Source organism: Micromonospora profundi (assembly GCF_011927785.1).
GTDB classification, from domain to species: domain Bacteria; phylum Actinomycetota; class Actinomycetes; order Mycobacteriales; family Micromonosporaceae; genus Micromonospora; species Micromonospora profundi.
In genome coordinates, this window is record NZ_JAATJK010000001.1 from 1,439,561 (window position 1) to 1,454,147 (window position 14,587).

General features: G+C 70.0%; 13 protein-coding genes. 8 read left to right on the plus strand and 5 right to left on the minus strand.

The genetic code is table 11. The features are described 5' to 3' along the window. The first annotated feature begins 407 nt into the window (after positions 1-407). The 7 genes from F4558_RS06395 (at position 408) to F4558_RS06425 (ending at position 7,484) form a co-directional block, all read left to right on the plus strand. A complete protein-coding gene (locus tag F4558_RS06395) occupies positions 408-689 on the plus strand; it encodes a phosphopantetheine-binding protein (protein ID WP_245241282.1) in 282 nt (93 codons plus the stop codon). A 19-nt stretch (positions 690-708) separates the two neighbouring features. After that, entirely contained in the window at positions 709-2,028 is a 1,320-nt protein-coding gene (locus F4558_RS06400) for a condensation domain-containing protein (protein WP_167943484.1), read from the plus strand. Between the two features lie 104 nt (positions 2,029-2,132). Then, positions 2,133-3,314: an acyl-CoA dehydrogenase family protein gene (locus F4558_RS06405; protein WP_167943485.1), complete on the plus strand. Its 1,182-nt coding sequence runs from the start codon at positions 2,133-2,135 to the stop codon at positions 3,312-3,314. A gap of 109 nt (positions 3,315-3,423) precedes the next feature. Beyond that, entirely contained in the window at positions 3,424-4,692 is a 1,269-nt protein-coding gene (locus F4558_RS06410) for an MFS transporter (protein WP_167943486.1), read from the plus strand. Positions 4,693-4,812: 120 nt separating this feature from the next. Then, a complete protein-coding gene (gene dpgA, locus F4558_RS06415; protein WP_209273195.1) occupies positions 4,813-5,898 on the plus strand; it encodes a 3,5-dihydroxyphenylacetyl-CoA synthase DpgA in 1,086 nt (361 codons plus the stop codon). Continuing rightward, complete coding sequence (dpgB, locus tag F4558_RS06420) at positions 5,895-6,587, plus strand: enoyl-CoA-hydratase DpgB (RefSeq protein ID WP_167943488.1); 693 nt, start codon at positions 5,895-5,897, stop codon at positions 6,585-6,587. The genes dpgA and dpgB overlap by 4 nt, the downstream gene beginning before the upstream one ends. Positions 6,588-6,626: 39 nt before the next feature. Next, entirely contained in the window at positions 6,627-7,484 is an 858-nt protein-coding gene (locus F4558_RS06425) for a MaoC family dehydratase (RefSeq protein ID WP_167943489.1), read from the plus strand. Positions 7,485-7,514: 30 nt separating this feature from the next. Here the strand turns inward: F4558_RS06425 and F4558_RS06430 are convergent, their stop codons facing one another. From F4558_RS06430 to F4558_RS06450, 5 genes are all read right to left on the minus strand, one after another. Continuing rightward, a complete protein-coding gene (locus F4558_RS06430) occupies positions 7,515-8,480 on the minus strand; it encodes a DUF1702 family protein (RefSeq protein WP_167943490.1) in 966 nt (321 codons plus the stop codon). Positions 8,481-8,562: 82 nt separating this feature from the next. Further along, positions 8,563-9,930 (minus strand): cytochrome P450, encoded by a 1,368-nt coding sequence (locus tag F4558_RS06435; protein WP_167943491.1) that lies wholly within the window; start codon positions 9,928-9,930, stop codon positions 8,563-8,565. Further along, positions 9,927-10,400, minus strand: coding sequence for an acyl-CoA thioesterase (locus F4558_RS06440; protein ID WP_167943492.1), 474 nt, complete (start codon positions 10,398-10,400; stop codon positions 9,927-9,929). Before F4558_RS06440 ends, F4558_RS06435 begins: the two co-directional genes overlap by 4 nt. 97 nt (positions 10,401-10,497) lie before the next feature. Next, positions 10,498-10,728 carry a response regulator transcription factor gene (locus tag F4558_RS06445; RefSeq protein WP_167943493.1) on the minus strand — a complete coding sequence of 77 codons (231 nt, stop codon included), beginning with the start codon at positions 10,726-10,728 and terminating at the stop codon, positions 10,498-10,500. A gap of 941 nt (positions 10,729-11,669) precedes the next feature. Further along, positions 11,670-13,280: an FAD-binding oxidoreductase gene (locus F4558_RS06450; RefSeq protein ID WP_167943494.1), complete on the minus strand. Its 1,611-nt coding sequence runs from the start codon at positions 13,278-13,280 to the stop codon at positions 11,670-11,672. A gap of 320 nt (positions 13,281-13,600) precedes the next feature. Between F4558_RS06450 and F4558_RS06455 the strand changes: the two genes are divergently transcribed. After that, positions 13,601-14,587, plus strand: a complete 987-nt coding sequence (locus tag F4558_RS06455) for a DUF1702 family protein (RefSeq protein ID WP_167943495.1) — start codon at positions 13,601-13,603, stop codon at positions 14,585-14,587.

Consider the following 14,587-nt stretch of genomic DNA (forward strand, 5'->3'; position numbering starts at 1 on the left):
GCCAGACGATCGACAAGGCGAAGAAGTACGTCGTCCCGAGCTCAGACGAGTACGAGATGGTGGTTCACCCCCGCCTGGCGGGGCGCGGGCCCCACCTGTTCGCCGGTCAAGCCGCTCGATGTGCGGTTCACCGGCAAGACGGACGGCGGACTCGTGTCCGGGGCGCCGCAGGTCGCGCGCATTCACCTTCTCGGCGCCGTTGAGCGCACGGCCGATGGTGCTCCGGGTCCCTGCTGCGTCATGTCTCAGTCCCCGGAGGTTGGCCAGGAGCCGAGGATCGTCCGGGCTCGGCCGGAGTCGCGCATCTCGCGTTGCCACGAGACGCGGCCGCAATTGCGGAGATGCGGCGCGACGGGCCACCGACCACGTTGGGAGCTGTAGCCCGCGCCCGCGAACGGAGAACAGCCATGGGTCCTGGTCCTGCCCAGCAACAGCCGGTCTTCACCGGCCCCACCGCCTACCGCGCGCCCGGAACACGCCGGCAGGAGACCCTGTGCCTGTTGTTCGCCGAGGCTCTCGGCGTGGACCGGGTGGGGCTGGACGACAGCTTCTTCGACCTCGGCGGCCAGTCGCTCAACGGCGTCCGGCTGATCAGCCTCATCACCAAGGAGCTGGGACGGGAGCTGTCGATCGACGAGCTGTTCGACTACCCGACCGTCGCCGAGCTGGACGAGTACCTCCGAGACTGAGCATCTGCGGGAGACAAGCATGAGGACGACCGATAGGGCTCCGCTGTCCCTGAATCAGACCTTCAACAGCCTCTTCGACGCCGGCGGCGACGACGGCCCCTTCGGTTGCCGCAACCATGTGGTCGTCGGGTGGCGCGTCACCGGGAAACGCCCGATCGACGTCGACGCGCTGCGCGAGGCGCTGCTCGATGTCGTGCGGCGACACGAGGCGCTCCGGACGCGCATCGCCGGGCCGGACGGCGATCGGCACCAGGAGATCCTGCCGCCGAGTCCGGTCCGGCTGGACGTCCGCGACTTCCCGGCCGTCGCGATGGCATCGCGTGCGGAACGGGCGGAGACGCTGATCCACGAGGTCGAGACGGGGACGATCAGCACACAGGAAGCGCCGTTCCTGCGGGCCGTGCTGGCCCGTTTCGACTGCCAGGACGCCGTGCTGGTGCTGATGGTCCATCACCTCAGCGTGGACGGACAGTCGATGGCGCTGATCATTCGCGACCTGGCCCACTGCTACGCCGCCCGCACCGGGCACGAGGGTGCGGACCTACCGGTTGCTCCGCAGTACCGCGAGTACGGCATCTGGGAGCGCGAGGCCGCCGCGTCGGACGAGGCCCGCGAGTTCTGGCGCCGCCGGCTCGACGGCGCCCGATTCACCGCGATCCCCACCGACATGCCGCGCTCGGCCGGCCTCGCCGAGTCGTCGGCCCGGCACCGCTTTCTGATCCCGGGTGATGTCATGGCCGCCCTCGACCGGGTGGCCCGGTCGAACCGCGCCACCCGTTTCATGGCCCTCGCCGCGGTCTACCAGCTGCTCGTGCAGCGGCTGACCGGCGCAACGGACGTGGTGATGGCGACCTTCACCCCCGGCCGGGGCGGCGGGCTGTTCGACGAGACCGTCGGCACGCTCTACAACTTCGTGCCGCTGCGGACGGACCTCACCGGGTGCACGTCGTACCTGGACGTGCTCCAGCGGGTCCGGCAGACCTGTCTCGAGGCCTTCTCGCACGACATCCCGGCCATGCAGATCTTCGCCGAGGCGCCGCAGCTGATGGAGACGGTCATGACCGACAACGCGACCGCGATGGTGTTCGAGAGTGTCCCGACGGATTCGGTGATCGACGGGCCTGGCGATCTGAGGTTCGTGCGCGTCACCCGGCTGCTGAGATCGCAGGAACTGGCGTCGGCGATACCGGACGGCGCGCTCTGGGACGTCAACATCGACCCGTCGTCCGGCGACGGTATCGGCGCCATCGCCTACAAGCGGAATCTCTTCCGCGAGGACACCATCGCGTCGATGGCCGAGGAGTTCGTCCGGATCGCCCGGGACGTGCGACCGGCGTGACGTCGCTGCCAGGGCCGGCACGATGGGAGAAGAGCTGATCTGCCGTGGTCAATAGCGTCTACGGCATGCAATTCGGTCAGGACGGCGTCTAAGGAGAAGGCACAATGGAAATCACCCAAGCGCCGCCCCGGTCGGAGCTGGTTCGTCGCGCCTCGGAACTCGTTCCGCTGCTGCGGGACAAGGCACAGTGGATGGAGGAAAACCGGCTCATCCACGACGACGTGCTGGAAGCTCTCGCCGGGTCCGGTCTGCTGAAGATGCGGGTTCCGGTCCGCTACGGCGGCTTCGAGTCCGACATGCGTACGGTGGTCGACGTGCTGGCCGAACTCGGCCGGGGCGACGGCTCGACGGCCTGGACGGTCGCGGTGTGGCAGATCAGCACCTGGATGACGGGCCTGTTCCCGGACGAGGTGCAGGACGAGGTGTTCGCGACGCCGGACGTGCGGATCAGCGGCATCCTCAGCCCGGGCGCGATGGCCGTGCCCGCCGACGGCGGCTATCTCGTCAACGGCAAGTGGTCGTTCAACTCCGGCGCCCAGCAGAGCGCGTGGAACACGAACGCGGCGGTCACCCCGACCGGCGACGGCGGGTTCGCGCCGATCATGATTCTGGTGCCGATCGCCGACCTGCAGATCGTCGACGACTGGCACACGTCGGGCCTGCGCGGCTCCGGCAGCATCACCACCATCGCGCAGGACGTGTTCGTGCCGCACGAGCGGGTGCTGCAGATGGGGCCGGTGCTGCAAGGGCAGCACAACTCCAGGTTGAACGCGGGCTCCCCGATCTTCCAGGCGCCGTTCATGCCGACGGCATGCTCGACGATCAGCGCACCCGCCCTCGGCCTTGCGCTGGGGGCGAAGGACGTGTTCCTGGAGCGGCTGCCTGGCCGGAAGATCACCTATACCGCGTACGAGAACCAGGCCGAGGCGCCGATCACCCACCTCGAGGTGGCCGACGCGATCGTGAAGATCGACGAGGTCGGGTTCCACGCGCACCGGGCGGCCGACCTGATCGACGCCAAGGGCCGGGCCGGCGAGCAGTGGACGTTGCAGGAGCGGGCTCGCATCCGGCTCGACCTGGGCGCCGCCTGCCTGCGGGCCAAGGAGGCGGTCGACGTGCTGGCCGGCGCGAGCGGCGGCTCGTCCATCTACCGCGACGTCGCGATCCAGCGCGTCCAGCGTGACGTCCAGGCACTCAACCTGCACGCCATCCTGCACCCCAGCACCAACTTCGAGCTGTACGGCCGGATCATCTGCGGTCTGGAGCCCAACACGCACTACATCTAGCAGCCGGCGAAGCACCATCACGCCCGGTCGCATCGACGCAGATGCGACCGGGCGTGACCCCGTTCCATCGGGTCCCATCGAGAACAACGAGAAGATCGGAGGTGGACCCGTGCCGCGGTTGAACCTGGTCCGAGTGCTCGGCTCCACGATGCCGGAGCCCGGCCCCCGACGCGTATACGCGTTGTCCCTGCTCATCAACACCTTCGGCACTGGCCTGCTGATGGTCAGCCTGCCCTTGTACCTGATCCGTGTCGTCGAGCTGTCGGCCATGGAGGTCGGCCTTGGCCTGACCATCGCCGCGACGATCACCCTGGTGGCCGGCATGCCGCTCGGTGACCTGGCGGACCGGCGCGGCCCGCTCGGGATGACCAAGGCGATGCTGCTGGTGCAGTGCGCGGCGACGATCGGCCTGCTCTTCATCACCAACTTCGCCACCTTCGTCGTCGTGGTCACCGTCGAGATGGTGGCGGGACGGGCGATCGTCAACGCCGAAGGGGCGCTGCTGCGGCGCGTGGCCGACGACAGCGCGGCCGGTTTCCGCTCGTTGACCCACGCGATCACCAATGTGGGCTTCTCGCTCGGCTTCGCCGGCTCCGGCATCGCGATCCAGATCGGCACGCCGGCCGCCTTCCAGGCGGTGATCGTCGTGAACGCGCTGACCTTCATCGGCGCCTGGATCGTCCTGCACCGCGCGATGCCGCGCTACGATCCGCTGCCCGTTCCGCACGAGTCGCTGCGCTGGGGCGTGCTGCGCGACAAGGCGTTCGTGGCCTTCTCGGTGGTCGGCGCCGCCTTCAGCCTGCAGTTCAGCGTGCTCCTGTTGCTGCTGCCGGTCTGGGTGGCCGAGAAGACGAACGCGCCGGGCTGGGCCATCTCGGCCTCCTTGGTGATCAACACCGTCCTGGTCGTCGCATTCCAGGTTCGGCTGGGCGGCAAGGTGCAGACGCTGCGGCAGGGCGGGCTAGCGTGGCGGCGGGCCGGGTTGGCCTTCCTGGGCAGCTGCGTCCTGTTGGGCTTCACCGCGGGTCTGCCGGGCTGGGCCGCGCTGCTGATGATCATTGCCGCCGTCAGCGTGCACACGGTCGGCGAGATCTGGCACCTGGCCGGCGGGTTCGCCCTGGGCATGGGCCTGCCCCCGGCCCACGCCCAGGGTCAGTACGACGGCTTCAGCAGCATCCTGGGCGGCATCGGAGCGGCGGTGGCCCCGGTCCTGCTGCTCGGTCCGATCCTCGAGGGCGGCCGGACCGGCCTGACCGTCCTGGGCGCGTTCTTTGCCCTGACCAGCCTGTTGATGCCGGCCGTGGCCCGGTGGGGCGAGCGGACTCGGCCGACCGTTCCGGACACCGCCGGCGCGAAGGTCGTCGATGCGCCGGCCTGACGCGCGACTCGGCCGACGCCGGTCGGTGGCGCAGCACAGCGGGAGATGGCCGGCTGTGGCGCAGGCCCGGACGATGGTTCTCGTGGCCGGCCGAGATGGGGGAGCAGCATGCACATGCCGATGAGCGCCGACGTCGCCCGGGCGCCGGCCCCGTCGATCGCCGGAGTGGGCACGGCGGTGTCGCCCGAGTCCTACTCACAGCAGGACGTGCTGGACACCTTCGGCATCGCCGATCCCCGCATCCGTTCGGTCTTTCTCAACAGTGCCATCCAGCGTCGTCACCTCTCGCTTCCGCCGATGGCCGACGACGGCACACCGTCGTCGGAGACGCAGGCGGATCTGCTCGACAAGCACAAGAGGTTGGCTCTCGACATGGGTGTGCGCGCGCTGCGGGCCTGCCTGGACGACGTGGGCGCGACGCTCGCCGACATCCGCTATCTGTGCTGCGTCACGTCGACCGGGTTCCTGACGCCGGGCCTCACCGCCCTGCTCATCCGGGAGCTGGGAATCGACCGGCACTGTGCCCGCGCGGACGTCGTCGGAATGGGCTGCAACGCCGGCCTCAACGGGTTGAACACGGCGTCCAGCTGGGCCGCGGTCAACCCGGGTGAGCTGGCGGTGCTGGTGTGCGCGGAGGCCTGCTCGGCCGCGTACACCCTGGACGCGACGATGCGCACCGCCGTGGTGAACAGCCTGTTCGGCGACGGCGCGGCGGCGCTCGCGGTGGTCGGCGGCGGCAGTCCCAGCGCCGCCGACGCGAGCGACCACCCCCGCGTCCTCAAGTTCGCCAGCTGCCTCATTCCCGAGGCGATCGACGCCATGCGCTACGACTGGGACGGAGCACAGAACCGCTTCAGCTTCTTCCTCGATCCGCAGGTGCCCTATGTCGTTGGCGCGCACGCGGAACTCGCGACGGATCGCCTGTTGGCCGGGACGGGGCTGTGCCGCAACGACATCAGGCACTGGCTGGTGCATTCTGGCGGCAAGAAGGTGATCGACGCCGTGATGGTGAATCTGGGCCTCAGCCGATACGACGTCCGCCACACCACCGGGGTCCTGCGCGACTTCGGCAATCTGTCGAGCGGCTCGTTCCTCTTCTCGTACGAACGTCTTCTGCGAGAGAAAGTCACTGCCTCGGGCGATTACGGAGTGTTCATGACCATGGGTCCCGGTTCCACGATCGAGACGGCGCTGATCCAGTGGTGACAGCGGATACCGTCTTCGCCGTACGCAATCCGGAGGGCGACATCGAGCTGCGCGTCGATGGCTCGAAACCCCTCACCGTCGCCCACATCTCCGCCGTGGAGACGGCCTGCGCCGCGGTTGAGGCCGGTCGGGCCGGAGCTGTCCTGCCCGTGTACGTGTCCGGCACGCCCGGCGCCGCTTGGACGAGCGGCATGGATGTGGCTCTGGTGTCCAAGTGGGAGCGTCTTGTGCGCCGGCTCGAGCGGCTCGGTGCGACGACCGTCGCGATCGCCTCCGGTGATTGCGGCGGCATGGCCCTGGACGTGTTGCTGGCCACCGACTTTCGCATCGCGACGCCCGACGTCCGCCTGACGCTGCCGGTCGACGGGGAGGCCACCTGGCCCGGCATGGCTGTCTTCCGGCTCGTCCAGCAGGCCGGCGGGATGCGTCTGCGGCGGGCGATCCTCTTCGGCACGCCCGTCGAGGCATCCGAGGGCGTCGACCTGGGCCTGATCGACGAGGTGACCGACGACCCGGCCACGGCACTGGCCGCGGTGACCGCGCGGGCGGCGGCCCTGACCGGCTCGGAGCTGGCCGTCCGCCGCCGGCTGATGGCCGATGCCGCTACTACCAGCTTCGACGAGGCCCTCGGCCGTCACCTCGCCGCCTGCGACCGGGCCCTGCGGCGCTCGGCCCCGAAGGCGCCGTGAGGTGTCGGGTCCCGGGCGGGCACGATCCGCGAGTCCGCGATGGCGCTCGATCACAGCCTGATCGGTGTGCCCGGACGCCCGCAGGAGCGCTCCTGGGCCTCCACCGACGCGCTGCTCTACGCCCTCGGCGTCGGGGCCGGGTTCGGTGACCCGCTGCGTGAACTCGAGTTCACCACCGAGAACAGCGAAGGCATCGAGCAGAAGGTCCTTCCCACGTACGGTGTCCTGCTGGCCCGCGCCCGGACGGCACGCAGCCTCGGCGACTTCGATCGCGCGCGGCTGGTGCAGGCCGGGCAGTCCATCGAGCTGCATCGGCCGCTGCCGGTGTCGGGCACTGTCCGCACCTCGACGAGCGTCACCGCGATCTATGACAAGGGTTCCGGCGCGCTGGTCGAGTTCGAGAGCGTGGCGGTGGACTCGGTGGGCGGCGAGCCCCTCGTCACCGCCCGGTACGGCATGTTCGTCCGCGGCGAGGGCGGATTCGGCGGCCCCCGGGGCGTTTCCGTGCCGTGGGCGCCGCCCGCCCGCGATCCGGACCACCGGGTCGTCGAGCCGACCCGCCCCGAGCAGGCGCTGCTCTACCGGCTCTCCGGCGACCGCAATCCGCTGCACGCCGATCCCCGGTGCGCGGCGCGGGGCGGCTTCACCCGGCCCATCCTGCACGGCCCCTGCACCTACGGCTTCACCGGGAGGGTGCTGCTGCACGAGCTGTGCGACTCCGACCCGGCCCGGTTCCTCGCCATGTCGGGCCGGTTCACCGCCCCGGTCGTTCCCGGTGAGGCGCTGGTCGTCTCGATCTGGCGCGGGCCCGGCGGCACGGCCGTCTTCCGGACGGCCAAGGAGGACGGGACCGTTGTCATCGACCACGGCCGGATGACGTACCGGCCGGCCGGCTGAGCGAACAGCCGACCGGCTCGGTGCGGCCGGTCAGGCGTCGTCGAAATGCGCGCGAATCCGTTGCCGCCACAACTCGTACGCGGGCTCGGCCGCCGCGGAGGTTACCGCGGTGTCGTCGGCGAGGGCCACCGCCTTGTCGACGGACAGGCCGGTGAGGGCCTGACAGGCGGCGGCGGTGTAGTCCGGCACCAGGCCGGCGTAGGACCGCGCCTTCACCGCGAAGACCGCGCCCAGGGCCAGCTGCCCCTGATCGTCGCCGGCGGCCCGCCGCAGCGTACCCAGGGCGTCCACGTCGCTTCCGCCGGCGAAGGTCGCGGCCAGCCCCACGCCGCTCCACAGGTCGGGCCGGCGATGCCCGGCGAACCGTCCGACCGCGGCGGCGACGTCGGGCGCGTGGCCGCCGCCGATGAACCACAGGGCCCGGCCGATGCCCTGATCGATCGCGCGGAGGAAGTAGTCGGGTGCGCCGTCCCATCCGTACGCCGCAGGGATTTTCTGCTCGTCGACCCAGCGCTTGGTCTGGAAATACGCGCGGTCGAAGCCGTAGCCGTCGACTGCCAGCCAGCTCATCGTCGGGTGATAGGGGTCGCCGCTCAGGTCGGGGACCACCTTTCTCCACAGCGGACGGGGCAGCCGGGCCATGGCGAAGCCGATGCCGATGTAGGCGAGGAAGATGTGCCGCCGACCCGGCCCGAGCAGCAGATCGCGGGTCCGGTGACCGCCGCCCATCGCGTCGAGGACGGTGAACGCCATCGTCGCCCCCTCGTACGCGAAGCCGCGCATCTCCGCGCCCACCAGGTCGAGCCGGCGCTCGACCTCCCACTGGTCGCGGGCGTCGATTCCCCACTCGAACCCGCAGATGACGGCCTGGGGCACGGCCTCCAGACGCCGTGCGGCCGGGGTCGACCGGGCCGGAAAGCCTCGTCTGGCGAAGGTCACGTCGATGAGCTTGGGCGAGAGCACGAGCCTGCGCACCGAGCCGAGGACAGTTGGCATTGGCCCACCTTCCGGTTTGACGCCGGGCGGTCACTTGTCATCAGCCGGCGTGGATCGTGCCGAACCGGCTCACGGCCGGCGCTCAGACCGCGAGCACCCGCAGCGGCAGGCCGCCGCGGACCCGGAGCGACAGCATGGCCTCGGGCTGCGGCGCGGCTGGCCCCGGTAACTCGAACCGGAAGCGGCGGGCGACCATGGCCGCCACGAGGACCGCCTCCAGCATGCCGAGATGGCTTCCGACGCAGACCCGCGGGCCCGCCCCGAACGGAATGTAGGCGTACCGGTGCGCGACGGGCGGGGCGTCGGCCGCGAACCGCTCCGGCCGGAACTGATCCGGGGCGTCCCAGAAGCCGGGGTGCCGGTGCAGCGTATAAGGGCTGATCATGACGTCGGCGCCGGCCGGGATCGGGTAACCGCCGATCTCGTCGGCGGCCACCGCCCGGCGCGGCAGTCCCCACACCGCCGGGTAGAGCCGCATTGTCTCCTGGATGACCGTCGTGGTGTACGGCAGGCGGATCAGGTCGGCGAACCCGGGCGTGCGGTCGCCGAGCACGTCGATGGCCTCGGCGCGCACCCGCTCGGCTGCTTCCGGATGGCTGCTGAGCAGGTACCAAGCCCAGGAGAGCGTGCTCGCCGTGGTCTCGTGCCCGGCCAGGAGCATCGTGACGATCTGGTCGCGCAGCCCGCGCCAGCGGATGTCGGCGTCCCGCTCGCTCCCGGCCACGCGCAGCAGCACCGACATCAGGTCGGACCCGTCCGTGCCGGACCCGGGCGCGCGGGTGCTGACGATCGTGCGCACCGCCCCCTCGATCCTGCGCCGGGCGGCCCGGAAGCGGCGGTGACGCGGCAACGGCAGCCACAGCGGAAGCACGCCCAGCGTGACCATCTCGAACATGGCCTGGTCCTGTGCGGCCTCGAAGGCCGGCCCGAGGAAGCTCAGCGGACTCAGGTCGGCGTCGAGCAGGGTCCGGCCGAGCACGTCCATCGTGAGCGCCGTCATCTCCTCGGACAGGTCGACGACGTCGCCGGTCCGTGCGTGAAGCCGCGCGGTCAGGTGGTCGCCCGCCGCAGCCACGACACCCGCGAAACCCGCGATGCGCTCGCGGCGGAACGCCGGCGAGATGGCGCGGCGCTGACCCCGCCACGCCTCGCCCTCACTGGTGAGCAGGCCGTCGCCGAGGATCCGGCGCCGGGCCTCGGCCAGGCCCATCCCCTTGTGATAGTTGTCGGCGTTGTCGGCGAGCACGTGCCGGGCGTGATCCGGATGGTTGAAGAAGTAGAGGGTCTTCGGCCCCATCGCGAAGCGGACCACATCGCCGTACTCGCCGGCCGCGTCGGACAGCAACCTCAGCCGGTCACCCCACAGCTTGCGCAACAGTCCGGGGGTCGCCCACGGCGGCGGCCCGGGGTAGGACCGCCGGCCGCGCACTGCCGGGGCGGCCGGGTTCATGCCCGGCCCCCGGTGCCGCTGCCCACGGGGTAGCCGACCGAAGCGACCGCGTACGCCTCCAGGGCCGAACCGAGCTGCGGCGGCACCTGAGCCGGGGTGGTGTCACCCCCGGCAACCCGCAGGCACATCACCCGCTGACGGCTGCGGGCGACCACGTCCTCCCGGCCCTCGCGCATGCGCACCACGTCGAAGGCGACGCGGATCTGGGTCAGGGTCAGCTCCTCCAGACGCATCCGGATCGCGACCTCGTCGAACGCGGAGACGTCGGCCAGGAGTTCGGCCTCGGACTCGACGCAGCGCAGCACCAGGTCGCCGCTCAGCTCGTCGAGCACGTCCGGTGCGTGCTTTAGCAGGAACATCTCCCGGCACTGGCCCTGCCAGCGTATGTAGTTCACGTCGTAGACGGTTCCCAAGAGGTTGGTCTCGTCGAAGCCGACGACGTGCCGGTACTCGAAATACTGCTTTCTCACAGGGCCGCCTCCGTCAGCGTCATTCACGCAGGTGTTCGGCACGTTGTCTAAGTCCTACGATGACGGGATCCGTGCCGCTGTCCATCTCGGGCATTGCTCATCGGCACAGGATGCGGTGTTTCTGTCGGGCAGCGGTCAGGGTGGCCAGCCCGAGTCGTACGCCGTCTTGACCGCATCGACGCGATTGCGGGGTGGACAGGGGATTCTGACGGCGGTCCCAGGCGGACAGGGCCAGCTCCGGGTCGATCATCCGGCGGCCCCCGGCGATCGCGCGGATGGCGTTGGCCAGTTCCTCCGGCGGCGAGTCTTTGAGCAGAAGACCCGACACCTGCGCCGCGGCTGACCGTGCCGGACCGGCCCAGGTTCGTGAGGATGAGGGTGCGGCACTCCGGCAGCTCGGTGCGAAGCTGGGCCGCCGCCGACAGGCCGTCCGCGCGGGGCAGGTCGATGTCGCGCACCGGTGCGGTCATGCGGAAACTCCCGAAACAGGTGTTCGAGGAAGATCAGGTGGCCCGTAAGACAGGTGAATCCGCGTGTTAGGCCGTCGGTGGAACCGATTCAACTGATTCCCAGTGATTGATACCCAAGCCGGTGTCGTGATACGTTTTCCACCTAGTTCGACGTCGGATATGCGAGATTATTCGATCGGCCTGGAGCGCTCAATGCAAGATCATTTTTCAGCCGATCGGACTGATTTTTCGGTGTGCCGTACGATCGGTCGGAACCGCACGCACTAATTGACTCCCCCCGTGCAGCACTGAATTCCCTCATTGATAGGAATCAATCTATAGTAGTGCACGTCGTGATGGCGCGTCGAGTCCTGGCGATCACGCGTTCCGGCACGTGAGCCTTTGATTGAGGCAGAGTTGCCAGGTCAGCGCGCTCGCGAAGATCTTTTGCCGAGCGGTTCGGCCGTCTCCGTGCCGAGCCTCCGTCGCCCTGGTCGGGAAGGCCGACCGGCTGAAGTCCGGCTCGTCCCGGAAAATGTCGCTTCGATCGGTGCAATCACGAGGCCCGGCTGACCGTTCTGCCGGCTAAATACCATCTATTAACATCGACGTAATAAATGGCCTTCCCGTCCGGTCCGGTCGGGGTCCGCCCAAAGCGGGAACGTCGCCCTTTTCGCCTTCCGGGCCGGGCGGGAACGCGCCGGGCCTCCGATCCGAGGTCTGTGCTCAGCAAGAGCTGACGGCGTCCCCGGTCGGCGCGGGACAGGGGACCGCAGGACGTCCTCGGATGCTGATCCCCGCGACGCCAGGCCGGCCGCTGTCAGGCGGGCCGCACGGCGAGAGCGTGGTGGAACACGTCCAAGGGGTCGTAGTGGGCCTTGACCCGCTGCAGGCGGGGGTAGTTGTCCTGGTAGTACAGGGTGGACCAGGGGATGCCTGATCGGTTGACGGCCGGGTCGGCGAGGTCGTTGTCCGGGTAGTTGATGTAGGCGCCGTCCAGCGGGTGAGGCACACCGCCGGTGTCGGCGTACACCTGGTGGTAGAAGTCGCGGATCCAGGCGTCGTGCGCCGCGTCCAACGCCGGATCGGTCCACGCCGCCAGGTAAATCAGTCCGATGACGGCGTCGCGGTGGGACGTGGCCGTAGCCGTCGGCGGCACGGTGTTGATCTTTCCGCCATAGGTGCTCAGGCCGACGGTGCCGACCAGCAGGCCCTCGTCACCCGGCTGGGTGAGCAGTCGGTAGATCGTCGATACCTGGGTCTCGGTGAACCGGGACCGCAGGTAGCCGGACTTCATCCGGAACCGGACGCTCTGGGAGTCGTCCGCGCCGCCCAGCACAGCGGTCATCCACGGCTTCCACTCCTTGCGGACGTCCTGCGGCGCGCCGACGCCGTCGCTGAGCGCGGCGATGAAGTCGTCCAGCAGCTGCTCGGCGTCCGGACCGAAGACCTGGCCGATCAGCATGTGCGCACCGGTCTGCCGACGGTTGAGGTCCAGCGCACCGTAGAGCCGGCTGCTGGCCAGTCCCGGTGCGGCATTCTCCTCGCACCACTGGCTGTGGTTGCGCACCAACCGGGCGAACTTCTGCTCGTCCATCCCCTCCCACGGCCACGTGCAGGAGTAGTCGAGGATCTTGGCCGGCGCCGGCGGCAGCAGGGTGCCGGGATCGGTGCCGGTGACGCCGGGTGTGCGCAGCCAGTACCGGGTGACGATCCCGAAGTTCCCGCCGCCGCCGCCGGTGTGTGCCCACCACAGGTCGTGGTGGGGATCGGCCGGATCCCGAGTGGCTACCACGGACCTGACCCGGCCGCGTCGGTCGGTCACCACCACTTCCACGGCGTCGAGGTGATCGGCGACGAGGCCGTATTCGCGGGACAGCACGCCGTATCCGCCGCCGGCGATGTGCCCGCCGACGCCTACCATCGGGCACCAGCCGGCCGGAACGGTGACGCCCCAGCCGAAGAACAGCCGGCGGTGCAGCTCGGCCAAGGTCGCGCCGGCCTCGACGGCGAAGGCATTGCGGGCCGGGTCGAAGTAGACCTGCGTCATCCCGGCCAGGTCGATGATGACTTGAACAGCCGGGTTGTCGACGAAGTCGGACAGGCAGTGCCCACCGCTACGGACCACCACCCGCTGTCCGGCCCGGACCGCGTCGTGTACCGCCTGGACGACCTGCTGTGTCGAGCCGACCACGCGCACGTAGTCCGGACTGGCCGCATACCGTTTGTTGCGCCCCTGGACCAGTTCCTCGTAGCGGACGTCGGCCGGGCGCACGGTCACCGGCCCGATGGGGGGCGGGCAGCCGCCAGCGGCACCGCCGGCCGGGAAGCCGCCGGCCGCGGCTGCCGGCGCCACGACGGTCTGCGCGGCGGCCAGACCGGCCGCCACCGCGGCGGTACGCAGAACCTGACGTCGAGTGTGTTCGGACATGGCGCATTCTCCTCTGATGGCGAGCGTGGTGCTGAGGTGTCGGCCCAAGCTGTCACTGGTTCCGTCCGGCGATGTCAGGAATGCGATGCGGCCAGCCAACCCGCATACACGATGGTGACGTGATCGAGACCGGCGCATCTCACGGATTGCTTGGCGGCCGGCGATCACTCGCGCGGCAGTAGCGGGACGGGCCGGCGTCGCGGTAGCTCCCGGCAACACCAAAGAAGACACTCCACCGGCGCCTTGTCAGGCTCGGGGCACTTGGCCGACTCGCATCGAGATCCTTATCTGTCGACTAGCGGCACAGGAGTAGCCCACCGATGAAAGCTCTTCGAGCAATTCGCCGTAAGGTGATGACACCCAGCCGATCCGCCACCGGGCTGGATGTCCGCGGCTTCTACGTCAAGAGCACTGAGGCCCGCACGCTTCTGGAGTCCATCGGTGGCACGTTCCTCGACGGCTACGCGATCGCGGCCGAGGCGCGCACGCCGGCCGAGGCCGAGGCGCCGCTGGCGGCCGTGCCGACCCGGTTCCGCGGCTTCGCGCACGAGGGCGCGGCCATGGCCTTCGCCGTCCGCGACGCGCTGCGCCCAGGCGGGCGCAACGTCGAGCGGTTCCTGGACGGCGCCGGCGCCGACCACGTCTACATGGCCTACGTCGGCGTCGGATGGGCGATGGCGCGGGTGCCCCGCATGCGGTGGCCGTCCCTGCACGCCCCCGATCCGCTGCTGCGATGGCTGGTGCTCGACGGCTACGGGTTTCACCAGGCCTACTTCCGCACCGGGCGCTACGTCTTCGACCAGTACGAGAACGGCTCGCCGCCGTGGCAGGAAACGACGTCGCGGGACTACGCGCCCCGCGCCGTCGACCAGGGCATCGGCCGGGCGCTGTGGTTCATCGGCGGCACCGACCCCGCCGTCGTGGCCGGCCTGGTCGAGCGGTTCCCGAGCCGCCGCCGGGCCGACCTCTGGAGCGGGGTCGGGCTGGCCGCCACGTACGCCGGCGGCGCCACCGAGGCGGAGCTGACCGCGCTCTGGGAGCACGGCCGCGACTACCGGGCGCAGCTGGCCCAGGGCGCGGCCTTCGCCGCCGGCGCGCGAGCCCGGGCGAACCTGATCTGCCCGCACAACGAGACGGCCACCCAGATCTTCTGCGGCCAGCCGGTGGCGCTGGCCCAGAAGGTGACCGACGAGGCAATGACGGGTCTTCCGGCCGACGGCCCGATGCCGGCGTACGAAGTCTGGCGCCGGCGGGTCTCGGAGGCCTTTGTGCGATCCGGCCACCTCGAACTGACCGCGACGGAGTAG

Coding starts and splice junctions, on each gene's coding strand:
- F4558_RS06395 (WP_245241282.1), top strand. CDS start 408: ATGGGTCCTGGTCCTGCCCAGCAACAGCCGGTCTTCACCGGCCCCACC.
- F4558_RS06400 (WP_167943484.1), top strand. CDS start 709: ATGAGGACGACCGATAGGGCTCCGCTGTCCCTGAATCAGACCTTCAAC.
- F4558_RS06405 (WP_167943485.1), top strand. CDS start 2,133: ATGGAAATCACCCAAGCGCCGCCCCGGTCGGAGCTGGTTCGTCGCGCC.
- dpgA (WP_209273195.1), top strand. CDS start 4,813: ATGAGCGCCGACGTCGCCCGGGCGCCGGCCCCGTCGATCGCCGGAGTG.
- F4558_RS06425 (WP_167943489.1), top strand. CDS start 6,627: ATGGCGCTCGATCACAGCCTGATCGGTGTGCCCGGACGCCCGCAGGAG.
- F4558_RS06430 (WP_167943490.1), bottom strand. CDS start 8,480: ATGCCAACTGTCCTCGGCTCGGTGCGCAGGCTCGTGCTCTCGCCCAAG.
- F4558_RS06435 (WP_167943491.1), bottom strand. CDS start 9,930: ATGAACCCGGCCGCCCCGGCAGTGCGCGGCCGGCGGTCCTACCCCGGG.
- F4558_RS06450 (WP_167943494.1), bottom strand. CDS start 13,280: ATGTCCGAACACACTCGACGTCAGGTTCTGCGTACCGCCGCGGTGGCG.
- F4558_RS06455 (WP_167943495.1), top strand. CDS start 13,601: ATGAAAGCTCTTCGAGCAATTCGCCGTAAGGTGATGACACCCAGCCGA.